This is a genomic window from Marinobacter sp. M1C (assembly GCF_023314135.1).
Lineage (GTDB): Bacteria > Pseudomonadota > Gammaproteobacteria > Pseudomonadales > Oleiphilaceae > Marinobacter.
In genome coordinates this window covers 128277-145894 of sequence record NZ_CP092289.1, presented here as the reverse complement: position 1 = coordinate 145894, position 17618 = coordinate 128277, and the positions used below count along the sequence as shown (strand labels likewise).

Annotated in this window: 13 protein-coding genes; 1 reads left to right on the top strand and 12 read right to left on the bottom strand. The window is 60.4% G+C overall.

Annotated elements, in window-relative coordinates; genetic code table 11:
- Nucleotides 1-42: 42 nt before the first annotated feature.
- The 9 genes from MIH19_RS00580 to MIH19_RS00540 all read right to left on the bottom strand — a co-directional run bounded on the left by MIH19_RS00580 (nt 43) and on the right by MIH19_RS00540 (nt 11832).
- Nucleotides 43-1422 (bottom strand): L-serine ammonia-lyase, encoded by a 1380-nt coding sequence (locus tag MIH19_RS00580; protein WP_249007060.1) that lies wholly within the window; start codon nt 1420-1422, stop codon nt 43-45.
- A 130-nt stretch (nt 1423-1552) separates the two neighbouring features.
- Nucleotides 1553-2647: a GlxA family transcriptional regulator gene (locus MIH19_RS00575; protein ID WP_249007059.1), complete on the bottom strand. Its 1095-nt coding sequence runs from the start codon at nt 2645-2647 to the stop codon at nt 1553-1555.
- A 128-nt stretch (nt 2648-2775) separates the two neighbouring features.
- The gene (fdhA, locus tag MIH19_RS00570) at nt 2776-3975 is read right to left on the bottom strand and encodes a formaldehyde dehydrogenase, glutathione-independent (RefSeq protein ID WP_249007058.1); all 1200 of its coding nucleotides are present in this window, start codon (nt 3973-3975) and stop codon (nt 2776-2778) included.
- On the bottom strand, nt 3968-4624 hold the full coding sequence (soxG, locus tag MIH19_RS00565; RefSeq protein ID WP_249007057.1) for a sarcosine oxidase subunit gamma family protein: 657 nt from the start codon (nt 4622-4624) through the stop codon (nt 3968-3970). Before soxG ends, fdhA begins: the two co-directional genes overlap by 8 nt.
- Nucleotides 4617-7634: a sarcosine oxidase subunit alpha family protein gene (locus MIH19_RS00560; RefSeq protein ID WP_249007056.1), complete on the bottom strand. Its 3018-nt coding sequence runs from the start codon at nt 7632-7634 to the stop codon at nt 4617-4619. Before MIH19_RS00560 ends, soxG begins: the two co-directional genes overlap by 8 nt.
- A complete protein-coding gene (locus tag MIH19_RS00555) occupies nt 7631-7978 on the bottom strand; it encodes a sarcosine oxidase subunit delta (RefSeq protein ID WP_249007055.1) in 348 nt (115 codons plus the stop codon). The genes MIH19_RS00560 and MIH19_RS00555 overlap by 4 nt, the downstream gene beginning before the upstream one ends.
- A gap of 15 nt (nt 7979-7993) precedes the next feature.
- Nucleotides 7994-9244 carry a sarcosine oxidase subunit beta family protein gene (locus tag MIH19_RS00550; RefSeq protein WP_249007054.1) on the bottom strand — a complete coding sequence of 417 codons (1251 nt, stop codon included), beginning with the start codon at nt 9242-9244 and terminating at the stop codon, nt 7994-7996.
- A gap of 52 nt (nt 9245-9296) precedes the next feature.
- Nucleotides 9297-10601 carry a serine hydroxymethyltransferase gene (gene glyA / locus MIH19_RS00545; protein WP_249007053.1) on the bottom strand — a complete coding sequence of 435 codons (1305 nt, stop codon included), beginning with the start codon at nt 10599-10601 and terminating at the stop codon, nt 9297-9299.
- A gap of 136 nt (nt 10602-10737) precedes the next feature.
- On the bottom strand, nt 10738-11832 hold the full coding sequence (locus MIH19_RS00540; protein WP_249009075.1) for a hybrid-cluster NAD(P)-dependent oxidoreductase: 1095 nt from the start codon (nt 11830-11832) through the stop codon (nt 10738-10740).
- A 312-nt stretch (nt 11833-12144) separates the two neighbouring features.
- Here MIH19_RS00540 and MIH19_RS00535 point away from each other — a divergent pair, with 312 nt between their 5' ends.
- Nucleotides 12145-13431 (top strand): aromatic ring-hydroxylating dioxygenase subunit alpha, encoded by a 1287-nt coding sequence (locus tag MIH19_RS00535; RefSeq protein WP_249007052.1) that lies wholly within the window; start codon nt 12145-12147, stop codon nt 13429-13431.
- Between the two features lie 5 nt (nt 13432-13436).
- Here the strand turns inward: MIH19_RS00535 and MIH19_RS00530 are convergent, their stop codons facing one another.
- The 3 genes from MIH19_RS00530 to MIH19_RS00520 are packed head-to-tail and all read right to left on the bottom strand — an operon-like array spanning nt 13437 to nt 17590.
- Complete coding sequence (locus tag MIH19_RS00530; protein WP_249007051.1) at nt 13437-14282, bottom strand: electron transfer flavoprotein subunit beta; 846 nt, start codon at nt 14280-14282, stop codon at nt 13437-13439.
- Nucleotides 14272-15615 (bottom strand): electron transfer flavoprotein subunit alpha/FixB family protein, encoded by a 1344-nt coding sequence (locus MIH19_RS00525; RefSeq protein ID WP_249007050.1) that lies wholly within the window; start codon nt 15613-15615, stop codon nt 14272-14274. The genes MIH19_RS00530 and MIH19_RS00525 overlap by 11 nt, the downstream gene beginning before the upstream one ends.
- Entirely contained in the window at nt 15608-17590 is a 1983-nt protein-coding gene (locus MIH19_RS00520; protein ID WP_249007049.1) for a (Fe-S)-binding protein, read from the bottom strand. Before MIH19_RS00520 ends, MIH19_RS00525 begins: the two co-directional genes overlap by 8 nt.
- Between the last annotated feature and the right edge of the window lie 28 nt (nt 17591-17618).

Genomic DNA, 17618 nt, shown 5'->3' with positions numbered 1-17618 from the left:
CGTGTCGTTCGTTGATGGTTAGATGGATGGGATTGCAAAGCGTCAGCACTCGACGATATTGACCGCCAGGCCGCCCCGCGAGGTTTCCTTGTATTTGTCATGCATGTCGCGCCCGGTGTCGCGCATCGTTCGAATAACCTTGTCAAGCGAAACGATGTGCTCACCGTCGCCCGCCAGCGCCATGTGCGCTGCATTGACCGCCTTGACCGAGGCGATGGCATTGCGCTCGATGCAGGGCACCTGGACCAGACCGCCGATGGGGTCGCAGGTCAAACCAAGGTTGTGCTCCAGACCGATTTCCGCCGCATTCTCAACCTGCGCCGGGGTTCCGCCCAGGATCTCTGCAAGCCCGGCGGCGGCCATCGCGCAGGCCGATCCGACCTCGCCCTGACACCCCACTTCTGCGCCTGAGATTGAAGCGTTTTTCTTGCATAGAATACCGACGGCGGCGGCGGTGAGCAGATAATTGACCACATCGCGATCGTTCGCATCAGGCTGAAACTGCATGTAGTAATGTAACACCGCCGGAATGATGCCAGCTGCGCCGTTCGTCGGCGCCGTCACCATCCGCCCGCCGGCGGCATTCTCTTCGTTGACAGCCAGGGCAAAGAGATTGAGCCAGTCCATCGCGGATGAGGTGGAGGCAATCAAGCTGCCGTTGTTTTTCTTGGCCAGCAAGCGTGCATGCCAGGCCGCTGCCCGGCGCCTCACGAATAGTCCGCCGGGGATCATGCCCTCATTGCGCAAGCCGTTTTGCACGCAGGCCTGCATGGCCTCCCAGAGCCCTATCAGCTGGGCACGAATAGTGGCCTCGTCGCGCCACGCTTTTTCGTTTTCCAGCATCACCCCGGAAATACTCAGGCCGTGCGTCTTGCACAGGGCAAGCAGTTCAGCCGCCGTATTGAACTCGTAGGGCAGGGGCGTCGTGTCGGTGTCGAAATCACCCTGCGCGGCCTGGGCCTCATCGATCACGAAGCCGCCGCCGACTGAGTAGTAGGTGTTGCGATAAAGCTCGTCGCTATTTGTATGGGCGATCACCCGCATCGCATTCGGATGATGCAAAAGATTCTCTGAATGCCATTGCATGTCGCGGTTTGCGTTGAAATTAATCGGAAACCGGGCATCGAGCAGCAGGGTCTGGGTCTCTTGAAGCGCCTCCATAGCCGGGCCGATAACGACCGGATCAATGGTCTGCGGTTGTTCCCCCATTAGCCCCATAATGGCGGCACGATCCGTCCCGTGGCCCACGCCGGTAGCCGACAGCGAACCAAACAAGTGAATCTCTATGCGCCTTACCTGCTCCAGCATTCCCTGGTGGCGAAGCGCCTGGACAAAATCATAGGCGGCACGCATGGGGCCGACGGTATGCGAGCTGGAGGGTCCGATCCCGATTTTGAACAGGTCGAAGACACTGATGGACATGGATCACCTCGGGTGAATGCGGTTTCCTGATGTCAGATCCCTGACGAGAATGAAGCATACGCTGCCGTTTTGGCCCAGAGCCGCTTGGATACGACTGGCTGGCTTCCAAAAGCGTCATTTTCTATCAGTGTTATGTCTGAACGCTACCGTAGGTCGGCTCGCCCTGAGCATCTATCAAGGCGGTTGCCGCGCCTCCAGCCCGTGCACCGGACGGGCAGGACACCCCGTTAATTCTCTCACTGCGTGGCGGAATACCGAAATACTCACGGTAACACCTGGAAAAATGCGAGGTGGAGACGAAGCCGCATGCGGAGGCGACTTCGACGATCGACAGCGGGCTTTGCTTGAGCAGCTGGCGTGCACGGGTCAGGCGCAGTTTGATGTAGTACCGTGAGGGCGAGCAGAGCAGATGCTTTTGAAACAGCCGTTCGAGCTGGCGCCGCGACATCAACACGAAGACTGCAAGCTCATCCAGACAAATGGGCTCTTCGAGATTGGCCTCCATCAGGGCAACGATTTCCAGTAGTTTGGGTTGGGTACTGCCAAACCAGTGTTTCAGCGGCACCCGCTGCAGGTCTTGCTCGTTACGCACCAGGTCATAAATGAACATTTCAGAGATAGCGCAAGAGAGCGCTCTGGAATGATCGCGGGCGATCAGACTGAGCATCATATCCAGCGGCGCGGTGCCACCGGACGCCGTTGACCGATCCCGGTCAATGCAGAAAAGCCGATCGGTCAGGGTGACGCGATGAAAAGTCTCTTTCATCATGACCATGTATTCCCAATGCACGCTGACCTCGTAGCCATCCAGCAGTCCGGCCCTGGCCAGCGCCCAGCTGCCCGTACAAACCGCGCCGAGCCTGCGCGAGAGTCGTGCCTGAGCCTTCAACCAAGCGAGATGTTCGCGGGAGGCGCTGCGCTCGACGCCCACGCCGCCACAAACGATGACTGTGTCTATCGGCGGCGCTGCGGACGTTGCAGTATCCGGCGTGACCAGCACGCCGTCGCTGGCTCGCACGGGTGTTCCGTCCAGGCTTAAGGTCACCCAGTTATAAAGTGTACGACCGGCCAGCTGGTTGGCCATTCGCAGCGGCTCGATGGCGGCCGCCATCGAAATAAGGGTGAAGTTGTCCAGCAGGAGGAAACCGAGCGTCTGAATCGGCCCCTGGGCAGGAATAGCCGCATGTAGCGTGTCTTTATCCTGGCGCTCATTGGTGCTCGTCATCAGACAATTCCTCCCTGCTGGTTAATACCAGGGCTTCCAGCCGTCGCGGCGCACCCAGGGTGGCGCGCTAAACTGGCCCCTTGTTGCATATCCTAGCAATTTGACATCGCTAATGTCTGTATTCTCGGCTATGCCCGCTTAAGCGAGTTGTGCGGATCGATGACGAATTTTTTGGGCACGCCCGCATCAAACTCGCCGTAACCGAGCGGCGCATCGTTCAGCGAGATAACCTCGACCCCGACGACATCCGCTATCTTGATACGATCCCACATGATGGCCTGCATCAACTGGCGGTTGTACTTCATCACCGGTGTCTGGCCGGTGTGGAAGCTATGGGACTTTGCCCAGCCAAGGCCAAAACGCAGGCTCAGGTTACCCTTCTGGGCGGCTGTATCTGCAGAGCCCGGATCCTCGGTGACATACAGGCCGGGAATACCCAGCTTGCCTGCAGCACGGGTAATCTCCATCAGCGAATTGAGCACAATCGCCGGGGCCTCTTCCTGGGCGCCCTCATGCCCATGACCGCGAGCCTCGAACCCTACGGCGTCTACCGCACAATCCACCTCGGGTATGCCAAGCAGTTCGGCGATCTGATCGCCCAGAGAAGCGTCCTGCGACAGGTCCACCACCTCGAACCCCTGAGATTTCGCATGGGTCAGGCGGGTCGGATTGACGTCGCCGACGATGACTACCGCCGCGCCCAGCAAGCGCGACGAGGCTGCCGCGGCGAGCCCGACCGGTCCTGCACCGGCGATATATACCGTACTACCTGGACCGACGCCTGCTGTTACCGCGCCGTGATAGCCTGTTGGCAGAATATCGGATAGACAGGTGAGGTCACGGATCTTTTCCATTGAAAGATCGCGGTGCGGCAGTTTCAGCAGATTGAAGTCGGCATAGGGCACCATCACATAATCGGCCTGACCACCGACCCAGCCTCCCATATCCACGTAACCGTACGCGCCGCCAGCGCGCGACGGGTTGACGGTGAGGCAGACGCCGGTGTCCTGCTCCTTGCAGGTACGGCAGCGCCCGCAAGCTACGTTGAACGGCACCGACGCCAGATCGCCAACCTTGAAGTTCTCGACATCAGAGCCGATCTCAATCACTTCGCCGGTAATCTCGTGACCCAGCACCAGCCCTGCAAGCGCCGACGTGCGGCCGCGGACCATATGCTGGTCCGAACCACAGATGTTGGTCGTGATCACCTTGAGCAGTACGCCGTGGCCGATCCTGCGGCCCTGCGGGTTCTCCAGTTTCGGAAACGGAATGGACTGGACTTCAACTTTGCCCGGGCCTATATAAACAACACCGCGATTGTCACTCATTGATATTATCCTCATTTTCAGCGTGTTTTGTGGTGATCCCATACTCTTCGCCTGCGTCCAGCAACCAGCGATACAGGTAATCGGCGAAACTGCGCCGGATCACCAGCTCCCAGTGCTCTGCATCAGGACGGCGAAGCAGCACTGTGGTCTTGGCGAACACCGTCGACACTCCTCTGCCAACGGGGAATGCGTGCGGATGCACGTCACAGGGTGTCGACTTCATCAGCACCTCGTGCGCGCTGGGTCCCGACAGTGCCAGCACTGTCTGACCGCCGCTGACGTTAACGATTGCATAGGTGGCTTCCCCCAGTGCCTCGCGCAACGCCTTCTCGGTGGCAAATTCCTCACCCGGCGGCAAAATCACCAGCCACTCGTCCGGTGACAGCCACTGGATGCTTTTTTCCCCGTCAACGTTCAGGCCGCAGGCGGTTTCGGGCAAGGCAATACCGACCATTTCTTTTACCGCCGCACGCAACACGTCCGCAGTGCCCCGCACAATCAGGTGGCCCAGAAAGGCACGTTCAGCCATGACTACGCTAGCCCCTTCTTTATGAGCAGAGACAGCATGCCGGTGAAGCGAATAATGCAGCGGCGATTCGGCCGCGATCGTGTCCGGCGCACGTTGTTCAAAAATGGCGACCTTAGACATTCTGGCGCTCCCCCTTGGGGTCATAGAAGATCGGACTGACGATTTCTGCGGCATGGGTAACGCCACCGGTCATCGGACAATAGACCCGCTCGCCGATGAGCTTCTGACCGCCCTTGACTAACGCCAGCGCGAAACCATGGCTCAGCGTCGGGCTGTAGTAGCTCGATGTCACATGTCCGACCATGGTCATGGGTATTGGCTGCTGCGGATCGAAAACGATCTGCGCTCCTTCCTGAAGCACGACCGTCCCATCCACGGGTTTGAGCCCGACCATTTGTTTGCGATCCTCGCGACAGGTATCCGGCCGTGTGAGCGAGCGCTTGCCGATCCAGGAAAACGGCTTGTTGTAGCCAACGCACCACTGCATTCCAAGATCCTCGGGCGTTATCGAACCATCGGTTTCCTGGCCAACGATAATGAACCCCTTTTCGGCCCGCAGCACGTGCATGGTTTCGGTGCCGTACGGCGTCAGGCCGTACTTGTCGCCATACTGGAACAGGGTCTTGCAAACATGCATGGCATAGTGAGCCTGCACGTTGACCTCATAACTGAGCTCTCCGGTGAAAGAAATCCGATACACCCGTGCCGGTACGCCGGCCACCATACCCTCGCGCCAGTCCAAGAACTTAAAGCTGTCACGATCAAGGTCAATGTCAGTAACTTCTTCAAGCAGGCGGCGTGCTTCTGGCCCGGTGATGACCATGGTTGCCCAGTGATCGGTAACCGAGGTGAAGCTGACATCGAGTTCGGGCCACTCGGTCTGATGCCACAGCTCAAGCCACTCCAGAACCCGAGCAGCGCCTCCAGTGGTTGTAGTCATCAAAAAGTGGTTGTCGGCAAGGCAGGTGGTTACCCCGTCATCCATCACCATACCGTCGTCCTTACACATCAGGCCGTAGCGCGCCTTGCCGACCGCAAGTTTTTCCCAGCCGTTGGTGTAGATCCGACCAAGGAACTCGCGAACGTCCTTGCCCTGAATATCGATCTTGCCCAGGGTAGAAGCATCAAGCATACCCACCTTCTCGCGCACGGCACGACACTCGCGCACGACTGCATCGTGCATCGTCTCTTCATTATTAATGGGGAAGTACCAGGGCCGCTTCCACTGGCCGACATCTTCAAACTTTGCACCACGCGCAAGGTGCCACTCGTGCAATGCGGTGTAGCGCTCGGGGTCGAACAGGTCGCGGCGATGGCGCCCGGCGATTGCACCAAAGCTCACCGGAGTGTAGTTAGGGCGGAATATCGTGGTGCCGGTGTCAGCTATGGTCTGATTGAGGCAGCGGGCGGCGATTGCCATGCCGTTGATATTACCCAGTTTGCCCTGATCGGTGCCGAACCCCAGCGCGGTGTAGCGCTTGACGTGCTCGATGGCTTCGAACCCTTCACGGGTAGCAAGCTCTATGGCCGCTGCGGTCACGTCGTTCTGCAGATCGACGAACTGCTTGGGCGCACGCAAAGTCGGCTTCTCATGAGGTACTTGATACAGACCCAGAGCTTCGCCGGTCTCAAGGCGTTCGACGTCGGGCAGGTCGATTGCCGCCGACGTGTCACCACACCCAATTGCGGCCTCGGCACCTGCTTCGGCGCCGCCCTTGAGCACATCGCCGAGCGCGTACACGCCGCAGGCACCACCGACGGGCGTCAAGCCAGGCAGTTCTGCCGGCACGAAACCAAGAATGTCTTCACGCCAGACCGGCCGCGAGTTGGTGTGCGAGGACAGGTGCACCACTGGGCTGTAGCCACCAGAGCTGGCAATGGTGTCGCAACTCAATTCTCTGACCGCACCCGTCGTCTGAAAGCGGGCGACGTCGATGCTGGCAATTCGCGCACCGGTCACCCGGTTTTTGCCTTTCGCCTCGATAACAGCGCTGCCCATGATGATGTTCAGCCCTTGCGCACGCGCCATTTCACTCCAGTGGCCATCGGCACGGTCCCGGGCATCAACGATGGCGACAACCTCATGGCCAGCTTCCGCCCAGTCGAGTGCGGCGCGGTAGCCGTCGTCGTGGCAGGTCGAGACAACAAGGCGCTTGCCTGGTACAACGCCGTATCTGCGAATGTAGGTGGATACGGCGCCAGCCAGCAGGTTGCCCGGCACATCGTTCTTCGCGTAAACCAGCGGCCTTTGGTGAGCGCCTGTAGCAAGAACAATTTGCGCTGCACGAACGTGATACATACAGGCGCGCGCCAGCCGGTGGCCGTTGACCTCCGGTGCGCGATCACCAAGGTGTTCTGTGCGGCGTTCGTACAGTGTTACGAACTGATGGTCGTGCAAGCCGTTGGCCGTGGTACGCGGCAACGGGAGAACGTTGTCCATGCCTGCCAGTTCGGCCACCACGGCGGCTACCCATACGGAGGCCTCTTTGCCGTCAAGCATTTCCCGCGAACAAAGCAGGGACCCGCCCAACTCTTCCTGCTCATCGCACAAGATGACGCGCGCGCCGCTCCTGCCGGCCGCGAGGGCAGCGGCCAGCCCAGCAGGACCAGCGCCGATCACCAGCACGTCGCAGTGTTGCTTGCTGTGTTCATAATGGTCCGGGTCTATTTCGCGTGGGCTGCGCCCCAGACCAGCCGCCTTGCGGATCACCTTTTCATAGGTCATCCACATTGACGCCGGCGCCATGAATGTCTTGTAGTAGAAACCGGGCGGGATCATCGGGCTGAACAGTTCGCCGACGGTGCTTAGCAAGTTGCTGTGAGGGTTGGTGCTGCGAGCACACAGCCCATCGAACAGCGCCTGCTGGGTGGCCCGCACGTTGGGAACCTGCGTCGCCTCCGTCGCCCCTAATTGCATGATCGCATTGGGCTCTTCGGCGCCGGCGGCGACAATGCCGCGCGGGCGCGAGTACTTGAAACTGCGGTTGACGATATTTACGCCATTGGCGAGCAACGCGGAAGCCAGCGTGTCACCGATGTAGCCGTGACAGGTCTGACCGTTGAACGAAAACGTCAGTGGACGACCACGATCAATGCGCCCACCCTTTGCCAGACGATTGACCTGATTCATGCACGGACCCCCTGTACTTTGTGTACCTGCTCAACCTGCCCTTCACGACCGTGCGCTGCCGTGCCGACAGTGACGCTGGCTTGTTCACCCATGCGATACGTTTCGAGGATCTCGTAGCTGACGGTGTTGCGGGCAACGTTGAAGAACTTGCGACAGCCTGCCGCATGTACCCACATTTCCTGATGCAGTCCTCTGGGGTTGTCACGGAAGAACAGGTAGTCGCCCCATTCTCTGTCTGACGCCGCCTCCGGATTCTCCGGGCGCTGGATATGGGCCTGGCCCACGCAGTGAAACTCTTCCTCAGACCGTCGCTCGGCGCAGTAGGGGCAATGAATGTAGAACATGGTCCGGGCTCTCCTTTAGTGAGCGACGCCTGCGGCGCCGTGCTCGTCAATCAGCGAGCCGGTGTAGAAGCGATCGATTGAAAACGGCGCCGCCAGGGCATGTGGCCGACCGTTCGCCAAAGTCCAGGCGAAGACATCGCCCGAACCCGGGGTGGCCTTGAAGCCACCAGTGCCCCAGCCGCAGTTGAAAAACAGCCCTTCAACCGGTGTGGCAGAAAGGATCGGACAGGCATCTGGCGTGGTGTCGACAATGCCGCCCCACTGCCGGTTCATGCGCACCCGTGAGAAGATCGGGAACAGTTCAATAATCGCCTGCATGGTGTGTTCAATCGTCGGGTAACTGCCGCGTTGGCCATAACCGTTGTACCCGTCAATGCCGGCGCCAATGACCAGATCGCCCTTGTCCGTCTGGCTGATATACCCGTGCACGTGGTTAGACATGACAACCGTGTCGAGAATCGGCTTGAGCGGCTCTGACACGAATGCCTGCAGAGGGTGCGACTCGATGGGCAGCTTGATGCCGGCCATGCCAGCGACCACGCCGGAGTTACCGGCGACCACACAGCCCACTGTTCTGGCATTGATATCGCCGCGACTGGTATGCACACCGATAATCTTGCCATTGTGGATATTGAGCCCGGTGACTTCGGTCTGCTGGATCAGGTCGACCCCAAGCCGGTCCGCGCCGCGGGCATAGCCCCAGGCCACGGCGTCATGGCGGGCCACGCCTGCCCGCGGCTGCCACGAGGCGCCCAGCACCGGGTAACGGGTGCTGCCGGAGCAGTCCATTATGGGAACCCGCTCCGCGACCTGGCGGGCATCGAGCACTTCGCCATCGATGCCGTTAAGACGGTTGGCATTGACCCTGCGCTGAATGTCGCGCATGTCCTGCAGGGTATGCCCAAGGTTGAGCACACCGCGCTGTGAGAACATGACGTTGTAGTTCAGGTCCTGCGACAGCCCTTCCCACAGCTTCATCGAGTGCTCGTACAGCGCTGCCGACTCGTCCCAGAGGTAGTTTGAGCGCACGATCGTGGTGTTGCGTGCGGTATTGCCGCCGCCCAGCCAACCCTTCTCGATAACCGCCACGTTGGTGACGCCGTAGCGTTTGGCAAGGTAGTAGGCGGTGGCGAGGCCGTGACCGCCGCCGCCGATGATGATCACGTCGTATTCTTTCTTCGGCGTGGGGCTACGCCAGGTTTTTTGCCAGTTCTCGTGATAACTCAGGGCGTGTTTGATGAGTCCAAAAACCGAATACCGTTCCATAGCGAGCAACCCCCTTGTCAGACTGTTCTGTGGGAAATCGGGCGGTGTGGCGTCAAGCAGCGGTGGCGGCGGGACGTCGCGCGCTGATCGCCTGATACACCGGAAAACGCTGGCATAGCGTTGCGACCTTCTCTCGCACCGCGGCCTCGATGGCTGCGGTATCGCCACCGCTGGCCAGCGCGTCGAGCAGATCACAGATCCACACCGCAAGTGTCGTACACTCGGCTTCGACGAAACCCCGGGTTGTTACCGCCGGTGTGCCAATCCTGAGCCCGGAGGTCACGAACGGGCTCTGGGGATCGTTGGGCACCGCGTTCTTGTTAACCGTGATATGGCTGCGACCCAGCAGGGCATCGGCATCCTTTCCGGTAATGCCCTGCTGAATCAGCGAGACCAGAAAGAGGTGATTGTCGGTGCCCCCTGAAACCACGTCGAAGCCACGCTCGACAAATACCGCGGCCATTGCGCGGGCATTTTTTATGACCTGACGCTGATACTGAACAAAGTCTTCACCCATCGCCTCCTTCAAGGCCGCCGCCTTAGCCGCGATGACGTGCATCAGCGGGCCGCCCTGCTGGCCGGGGAAGACTGCGCCATTGAGCTTTTTGTGCAGCGCTTCGTCATCAACCGCGCTGAGAATGAGCCCGCCACGCGGACCGCGCAGGGTTTTGTGGGTCGTTGTGGTCACAACATGGGCATGGGTGATCGGGCTTGGATAAAGCCCCGCAGCCACCAAACCGGCGACGTGAGCCATATCGACCATCAGCCAGGCGCTAACCGAATCGGCGATCGACCGAAAGCGCGCCCAGTCGACCACCCGCGAATAGGCGGAAAAGCCGGCGATGATCATTTTCGGTTTGTGCTCGTGGGCCAGCCGCTCGACCTCCTCGTAATCGATTTCGCTGGTAACCGGATCAAGCCCGTACTGCACCGCGTTATAGTGTTTACCGGAAAAGTTCGGCGCCGCGCCGTGCGTCAGGTGGCCGCCATGGGCAAGGCTCATCCCTAGAATGGTATCGCCAGGTTTCACCAGCGCCATGAAAACGGCGGCATTGGCTTGCGCGCCCGAGTGGGGCTGCACGTTGGCGTAGCGGGCGCCGAACAGTTCGCAGGCGCGCCCGATTGCCAGACTCTCCACCGTATCGACATGTTCGCAGCCGCCGTAATAGCGCCGCCCCGGATACCCCTCGGCGTATTTATTGGTCAGCACAGTACCTTGTGCCTGCATCACCCGCGGGCTGGCGTAATTTTCAGAAGCGATCAGCTCGATGTGCGCTTCCTGACGTGCGGACTCCGCATCGATGGCGTCCATCAAAACGTCATCAAACCCCTGTAACCGGTCTTCACGGGTGAACATGTAGCATCTCCTCAAAAATTTCTGGTGTGCAGGGCGTGGCGAAGGCGCCAGGCGTTAAACCGTGTTTCGATGGTAGCCCTGTGGCCGACTAAAAAAGTGCTTAACAGCGTCAGTGCAAATCCTGTTTGCGACATTCTCAGTAACCCACAACAACGTCACTCAATGGCCGACTGCAACAGGCAAGGATGAAGCCCGCCTCCTGGTCTTCTTCAGTAATGCCGCCGTTGTGCTGCATATCTACCGTGCCGGCTTTCAGCTCAACCCGGCAGGTGCCGCACAAGCCCATGCCGCAAGCCTTCGGAATGTGCAGGCCCACCTTGGCCGCAGCGGCGTGAACAGTCTCGCCCCGTGGCACGCGCACGTGCTTGTCGCTGTCGGCGAAGGTAACACCGACCAGATCAGCCTGGTCGAGTGCCTCGGCAGCGGCCTCGGCGTGCTCGATAACGTCTTCCGCAACCTCCGCCGGTGTCGAGCCGAACGACTCCTCGTGGTAACGAGCCATGTCGAAACCCGCTTCGCCCAGGATCCGTCTGACCGCACGCATGTAAGGGGGCGGGCCGCAGCAAAACACCTCAAAATTCATGAAGTCCGGCGCGATCAGCTCCAGCATCTGCTGGTTCAAATAGCCCCTATAGCCGACCCAGGGTTGGCCGGGCTCCTGCCGCTCGCAGATGACATGCACATTGAAGCTGGCGATGCGCGAGCACATGTGGTCGAGCTCGCGACTGAAGATGACGTCCCGGGGGGTGCGGGCACTGTGGATAAAGCAGGCGTTAACATTGGCATTGGTATCGAAAAACCAGCGGGCCATCGACATGACCGGCGTTATGCCAACACCACCGGAGAGCATCAGGATATTCTCGGTGGGGTAATCGATGGCATTGAAGTCGCCAATCGGTCCGTGCACCGCAAGCTCGAAACCTTCAACGAGGTTATCGTGGAGCCAGTTGGAAACCTTGCCGCCGGGTATGCGCTTTACCGTAATCGAAAAGCTGTAAGGCACCGATGGGGAGCTGGAAATACTGTAGGAGCGCATGATTTGCTCGCCGTCGATTTCCAGCTCCAACGTGACGAACTGGCCGGGCTTGAAATAGAACAGGATCGGCTGTTCCGCAACGAAACAAAAGGTGCGCACATCCCAGGTTTCCTGGATCGCCTGGGTGCAGCGCACCACGTGGCGGCCATTGCTCCAAGTCTGCGTGTTAACGGGATTGAGAAACTGCATAGTCATAGACTCTTTCTCGTCTGAGCGGTCTGCAGGCAACGGCAACCTGGGCCAAGTATCGCTATCACTATAATCACTGATGCATGATCCACCTGAAGCATGGTCGGCAGAGCCATTCTGGCCGCCTGTCCCTGGGGCGACTTGCCTATTTACGACACTGGCGTATCTGGAACTGCCATCACGGCCCTGACACGGCATGTCGTCGCCAGCGCTGCGCATGTCGTGAATAGACAACTCTGCTTCCTGAACCTGGTCCACACTCAGCTCTAAGTCAGATGGCATCTGAGACAATCATTCACACCGTGAGGAGAGAAAGCGATGGACCATAATTTTACCGCAGGTTTTGACGACCCAATGAATGACCCGCGCAGTGTGATGGCTGAGATGCTGCAGAGCAGGCGCCAGACTTTCTCTTTGCCACAAGCCCTCTACAATGACGCGAGAATGTTCAGACTCGACATGGAAGAGATATTTGAGAAGGAATGGATTTTCGCCGGAATGACGTGCGAAATCCCAACCAAAGGCAGCTACATAACGGTCGAGGTGGGCAGTAACTCCGTGATCGTGATGCGCGACAATACAGGCGCTGTGCGGGGGTTTTACAACGTCTGTCGCCATCGCGGTTCGCGCCTGTGCAGCAAGGCTCAGGGCAAAGTTGCCAAGCTGGTGTGCCCCTACCATCAATGGACTTACGAGCTCGATGGACGCCTCCTGTACGCGGGCAGCAATATGGGCGACGCCTTCGATCCGTCCGAATACGGATTAAAACCCGTGTATGTCAAAACCGGTGGCGGCTTTATTCTGATCTGTCTGGCCGAAGATCCACCCGCCGTCGATGACTTTCTCGCCACGCTCGGGGAGTACCTTGAGCCCTATGACATGGACAACGTCAAAGTCGCCGCCGAATCGACGCTGGTTGAAAAGGCCAACTGGAAGCTGGTGGTCGAAAATAACCGCGAGTGCTATCACTGCAGTGCTGCGCACCCCGAATTGCTAAATAGCCTGCAGGAGTTCGATGACACCGAGGATCCCCGCGCCACACCCGAGTACAAGGCGCTGGTCGCGCGCAAGCAGGCCGAATGGAGTGCCCAGAATATACCCTGGAAGCTACAGCGTTTCGGTCAGCGTAACCGCCTTACCAGAACCCCCCTATTGGAGGGTACGGTCGCCATGACAATGGACGGTAAACCTGCTTGCAAAAAACTGATGGGCCGAATCCAGAATCCTGACATGGGTTCGCTGCGCATCCTTCATCTGCCCAATTCCTGGAATCACTTCATGGGGGATCACGCGGTGGTGTTTCGCGTGCTACCGCTAGGACCCCAGGAAACGGTGGTCACCACCAAGTGGCTGGTACACAAGGATGCCGTCGAAGGCGTCGACTACGATCTGACCCACATGCGGCGGGTCTGGGACGCAACCAACAATCAAGATCGGCGTCTGGTGGAGGAAAATCAGCTTGGTATCAACTCCAGAGCCTACCAGCCAGGCCCGTATTCAGAGACTTACGAATACGGCGTCATCGACTTCGTGCAATGGTATAGCGAACAGATGCTCAGCAGCCTGGGTTACGGCCAGGATCATTTGCGTGTAGTCGGGAAATAAGGGCGTCAGCTCGGCAGCACCCCTTCCTCCTTCAGCAGCGCCTGGATGGCGTCAGCTCCGATCTCGGAACTGACGCCGGTCAACACCTTACCGCCGCCGCCCTGCGTCTTCGCCGCTGCTGCTTTAAAGCGGTCCCGCGCCGACGACGCGGTGATGATCTTCAACCGTTTGGGTCGCTTGCGCGCCGGTGCGGTAAGCCATCCGGCCCGCACTTCGTCAGGCATGGACGCGGCGGCGGACACCGCAAGCACGCCCCTGCGCGCCGGACCGAAAGCCGAGGGACGCGCGCCGGGTGCTGCGCTATCGACCGTTACGATCGCAGGAAGCCGCACCGAGAGCCGGCGTCGCTGGCCGCGCGGCAGAGCCTGCAGCAGCGTCACGACGCCGTCGTTTACGCTTTCTACCTGTGCCACACCACTTACAATGGGCCAGCCGAGCCACTCGGCCAGCAGATAGGGAAGCATTCCCGAACCTTCACCGGTTTCGGCGCGCATGCCGCAAAGTACCAGCTCTGGCGCCAGCTCACGCAGCGCGTCGGCCAGCGCCGGCAGCACATCGGCGCCGGCTGCCTGTTCTATCAGCGCCAATCGCTCCACGGTGTTTTCGCCAGCCTCGGGCGCGCCGACCATCCCGAGATAGCCGCGCAGCGCCGGCTCGCTTTCGGCATCGTTTTGTCCAGCGTGCACCAGCGCTGTGCGGGCACCGGCAATGGAGAATGCCAGCTCGTACGCGCGCGCATCCTGGTCAGCGCGCCGCGTGCGCCCGGTCAGCGGATGGCGCCCTATCGAGACCAGCACGGCAATACCGGGGCCGTCGGCGTGCGCCGTTTTCGCGAGCACCTTATGCGGCATCTTTCTTCTCCTGAAGTCGTTGCTGCAGCGCCACCAGAGCCGCCAGAATTTCGTCGGCGTCGCCGATCACGGCGAGGTCGGCGCGTTTGACCATGTCGCAGTGCGGGTCGAGGTTGATCGAAACAACCTTGTCGCAGCTTTGTATACCCTGCAGATGCTGGATTGCGCCGGAAATACCCACCGCGAAGTACACCCGTGCAGTGACCCATGTGCCGCTGGCGCCGACCTGGCGGTCGCGCGCCATGAAACCGTCATCAACCGCAACGCGCGAGGCACCTTCGGTAGCCCCCATAATTGCCGCGGCGTTGTGAAATCCGGCCCAGTCGCTCACACCACGACCGGCGGCCAGAATAAACTCCGCTTCGCCCAACGCGACCGTCGCGGGGTTAACGGCAACGGCACCGAGATCCTGGATGCGCCCCGGTATCCGCGACAATGGCGCCGGCAGTGTCATCGGCCGGGCCGCGTGGCGGGTCATGGCCACGGGTTCGGCGCATTCGGCCAGCGCCAACACCAACCGTGGTAGCGGTCGGTTTATATCCGTGCTGCCCGCAGCGCCTAGCCCGCTGCAGCGCTTGCCTTTCGTGTCCTGGTTGATCTGCCAAACCTGTGTTGCCGGGCGTTCGGATAATCTCGCCGCCAACCGGCGGCCCAGGTCGGCGCCGCCTATCGCTGAGTCTGGCAAAAGCCAGTGCCGCGGCGAAAGCTCGCGCTCGACGTCAGCCAGCACGGCCAGGCGTTCTTCGGGGCTGCACTGGGTATTAGAGGATGCGCCCAGGCCGGGGGATTGATCGGCAGAGTGTATTAAAGTGTGTGTTAGAGAGTGTGTTAAAGAGTGCAGTAGTCGATCGACACCGGCAGTTCCGAAGCCATCCTCCCGAATGGCGCCAAAGACCATGGCCAAAACAGCGCCGGGCATGGCCGGATCTGCATCGGCCAATTGCCGGGCCAAACCGAGCAGGTCCCGGTCATGGGCCGATAGCCGCCCACCGGGAAGATCAGGCACCACCGCAATCAGAAAAGCCGGAGTCTCGATCTCAACGGTTTTACGCGGGTCGACCGCCACTGCCGGGCGTTCATTTCGCGAGTTTAGACTCGTCTCTGTCTGGGCGCCGCTGCGGTCGATTCGCTTGATGCCGTTGGGCCCACTAAATCCCACTCGATGCGGGTTGCGCCGCACCAGCCCATTGGGGCCGGCCCACAGCGATGGTCCAATCCGGCTTGTGCCAAGCATCTCCGCAAGCACCGCGCCGTGGTCTGGGTGCAGGCGGTTGCGCGCGATCCGCTCCTTGCGTGAGTCGCGGCGCGGAAGAGAATCCGTGTCGTCACGCATCAGCGAGCAACTCCACGGTTAGCACCGGCTGGCCCGCCTTGTCGTTCCGGCCGGATTGATCTTTCTGCGCCGATGGCACCAGGCAGTCGGCCACGAGTTCAGCAATGTCACGAACCTCCGGCCCCGGTTCTACCACGCCCTCCAGCATGGCGGTGCATTGCGGACAACCGACGGCTACCACACTCACGCCGGTTTCACGGATGTCATCCATGCGCATGTCGGGAATCCGGCGTTTACCGGGAACGTCGACGATCGCCGCGCCCCCGCCGCCGCCGCAGCAGCGTGAGCGAAAGCCGCTGCGTTGCATTTCCACCAGTTCCATGCCGAGCGCCTTGAGCACGTTGCGCGGCGCCTCGTACTCACCGTTGTAGCGCCCCAGGTAGCAGGGATCGTGATAGGTGACCTTGTCGCCTTTCCACTGGGAAATCGCCAGGCGTCCTTTGGCGAGCAGCTCGGCGATATAGGTGCTGTGATGATAAACCTGATAAACACCGCCCAATTCGGAATACTCGTTCTTGAGCACATGAAAGCTGTGGGGATCGCAGGTGAGAATACAGCCGAAGCCATACTGTGACAGCGTTGCGATGTTGCGCCTCGCAAGACTCTGGAAGGTTGCTTCGTCGCCAAGGCGGCGAGCGAGATCACCGCTATCGCGCTCGTCATTGCCGAGCACCGCGAAATCGACGTCGGCGGCGCGCAGTATCCTGACCAGCGCACGCAGTGTTCTCTGGTTACGCTGGTCGAAGGCGCCATCACCAATCCATAGCAGGACCGCCGCGTCGCGCACGTCGGCCATTAGCGGCAGGTTGAGATCCGCGGCCCAGTGCATACGCGAGTCGGGGGCGAAGCCGCTGGGATTGTCGGTCGCAATCAGGTTTTCGATAACCTCGACGCCACGTCTGGGTGTGGTGCCCAACTCCAGGGTGATGTGGCGGCGCATGTCAACGATGGCGTCGACATGCTCGATCATCATCGGACATTCCTCGACACAGGCCCTGCAGGTGGTGCAGGACCACAGGGTGTCGGCGTCGATCAACGCCTTGCCTTCTCTACCGATGATGGGCTCATCGAGTGCGCCATGGTGCTCGCCCACCGGCTTGCCGGGGTGCGGAGACCCGTGATAGCCGGCATCGCTGCCCCCGGCCAGCCCAACCACCATGTCCTGTATCAGTTTTTTCGGGTTAAGGGGCTGGCCCGCAGCAAACGCCGGGCAGACTGCTTCGCAACGCCCGCATTGCACGCAAGCATCGAACCCCAGTAGCTGGTTCCAGGTGAAATCCGCCGGTTTTCCTGCGCCCAGCGGCGCCTGCGGGTCGGCAAGATCAAGCGCTTTCAGGCCGGTGGAACGGCCGCCTCCGAAACGTTCCGGCCGGCGATGGAAAGCCAGATGCAGCACACCGGCGAAGGCGTGTTTCATCGGCCCACCCCAGGTCATACCCAAAAACATTTCAGCCAGGCCCCAGGCCACCACGGCCGCGAGAAGCACGGCCAGTACCCAGCCGCCGATGGCAGCGGGCACCACACCCGCTGCGGGCAGAGTAACAACGAAAACCCCCAGCGAGAACGCAACCAGGCTTTTGGGCAGACGCATCCAGGGCCCTTTCGAGAGCCGGGCGGGCGGATTGCGTCGACGCAAGGCCACAAACAGGCTGCCACCAAACATGCATAGCGTGGCCGCCAGCAAGGGCCATGTCAGCCAGGCGCTGCTCAGGCCCAGGCCGTGCACCGCAATCGCGATCGGCGCCGCAAGGGCAAACCCCCCGGCCGTCGCCACGTGGGTACGGGAAATGTACTTGTCGCGCTCCACCACGTGGTGGAGGTCGACAAGATAGCGCCGGGGCACCGACGCCAGCCCACTGAAAAAGCCAACATCCGAGGGACGCCCCTGTCGCCACAGGATAACCCGACGAGCCGCCCCGATGATCAACAGCACCAGCGCCGTGAATATCAGGATGGGTAGGATAGTTTCAAGCATGGTGGTTCTCCTGTGACCTACTTGAGCG

Bases quoted from the DNA above. Each gene is read 5' to 3' on its own strand.
- MIH19_RS00535 (WP_249007052.1), top strand. From the start codon at position 12,145: ATGGACCATAATTTTACCGCAGGTTTTGACGACCCAATGAATGACCCG.
- MIH19_RS00575 (WP_249007059.1), bottom strand. From the start codon at position 2,647: ATGACGAGCACCAATGAGCGCCAGGATAAAGACACGCTACATGCGGCT.
- MIH19_RS00550 (WP_249007054.1), bottom strand. From the start codon at position 9,244: ATGGAACGGTATTCGGTTTTTGGACTCATCAAACACGCCCTGAGTTAT.
- soxG (WP_249007057.1), bottom strand. From the start codon at position 4,624: ATGTCTAAGGTCGCCATTTTTGAACAACGTGCGCCGGACACGATCGCG.
- MIH19_RS00520 (WP_249007049.1), bottom strand. From the start codon at position 17,590: ATGCTTGAAACTATCCTACCCATCCTGATATTCACGGCGCTGGTGCTG.
- MIH19_RS00525 (WP_249007050.1), bottom strand. From the start codon at position 15,615: ATGCGTGACGACACGGATTCTCTTCCGCGCCGCGACTCACGCAAGGAG.
- MIH19_RS00530 (WP_249007051.1), bottom strand. From the start codon at position 14,282: ATGCCGCATAAGGTGCTCGCGAAAACGGCGCACGCCGACGGCCCCGGT.
- fdhA (WP_249007058.1), bottom strand. From the start codon at position 3,975: ATGAGTGACAATCGCGGTGTTGTTTATATAGGCCCGGGCAAAGTTGAA.
- MIH19_RS00540 (WP_249009075.1), bottom strand. From the start codon at position 11,832: ATGACTATGCAGTTTCTCAATCCCGTTAACACGCAGACTTGGAGCAAT.
- glyA (WP_249007053.1), bottom strand. From the start codon at position 10,601: ATGTTCACCCGTGAAGACCGGTTACAGGGGTTTGATGACGTTTTGATG.
- MIH19_RS00555 (WP_249007055.1), bottom strand. From the start codon at position 7,978: ATGTTCTACATTCATTGCCCCTACTGCGCCGAGCGACGGTCTGAGGAA.
- MIH19_RS00580 (WP_249007060.1), bottom strand. From the start codon at position 1,422: ATGTCCATCAGTGTCTTCGACCTGTTCAAAATCGGGATCGGACCCTCC.
- MIH19_RS00560 (WP_249007056.1), bottom strand. From the start codon at position 7,634: ATGAATCAGGTCAATCGTCTGGCAAAGGGTGGGCGCATTGATCGTGGT.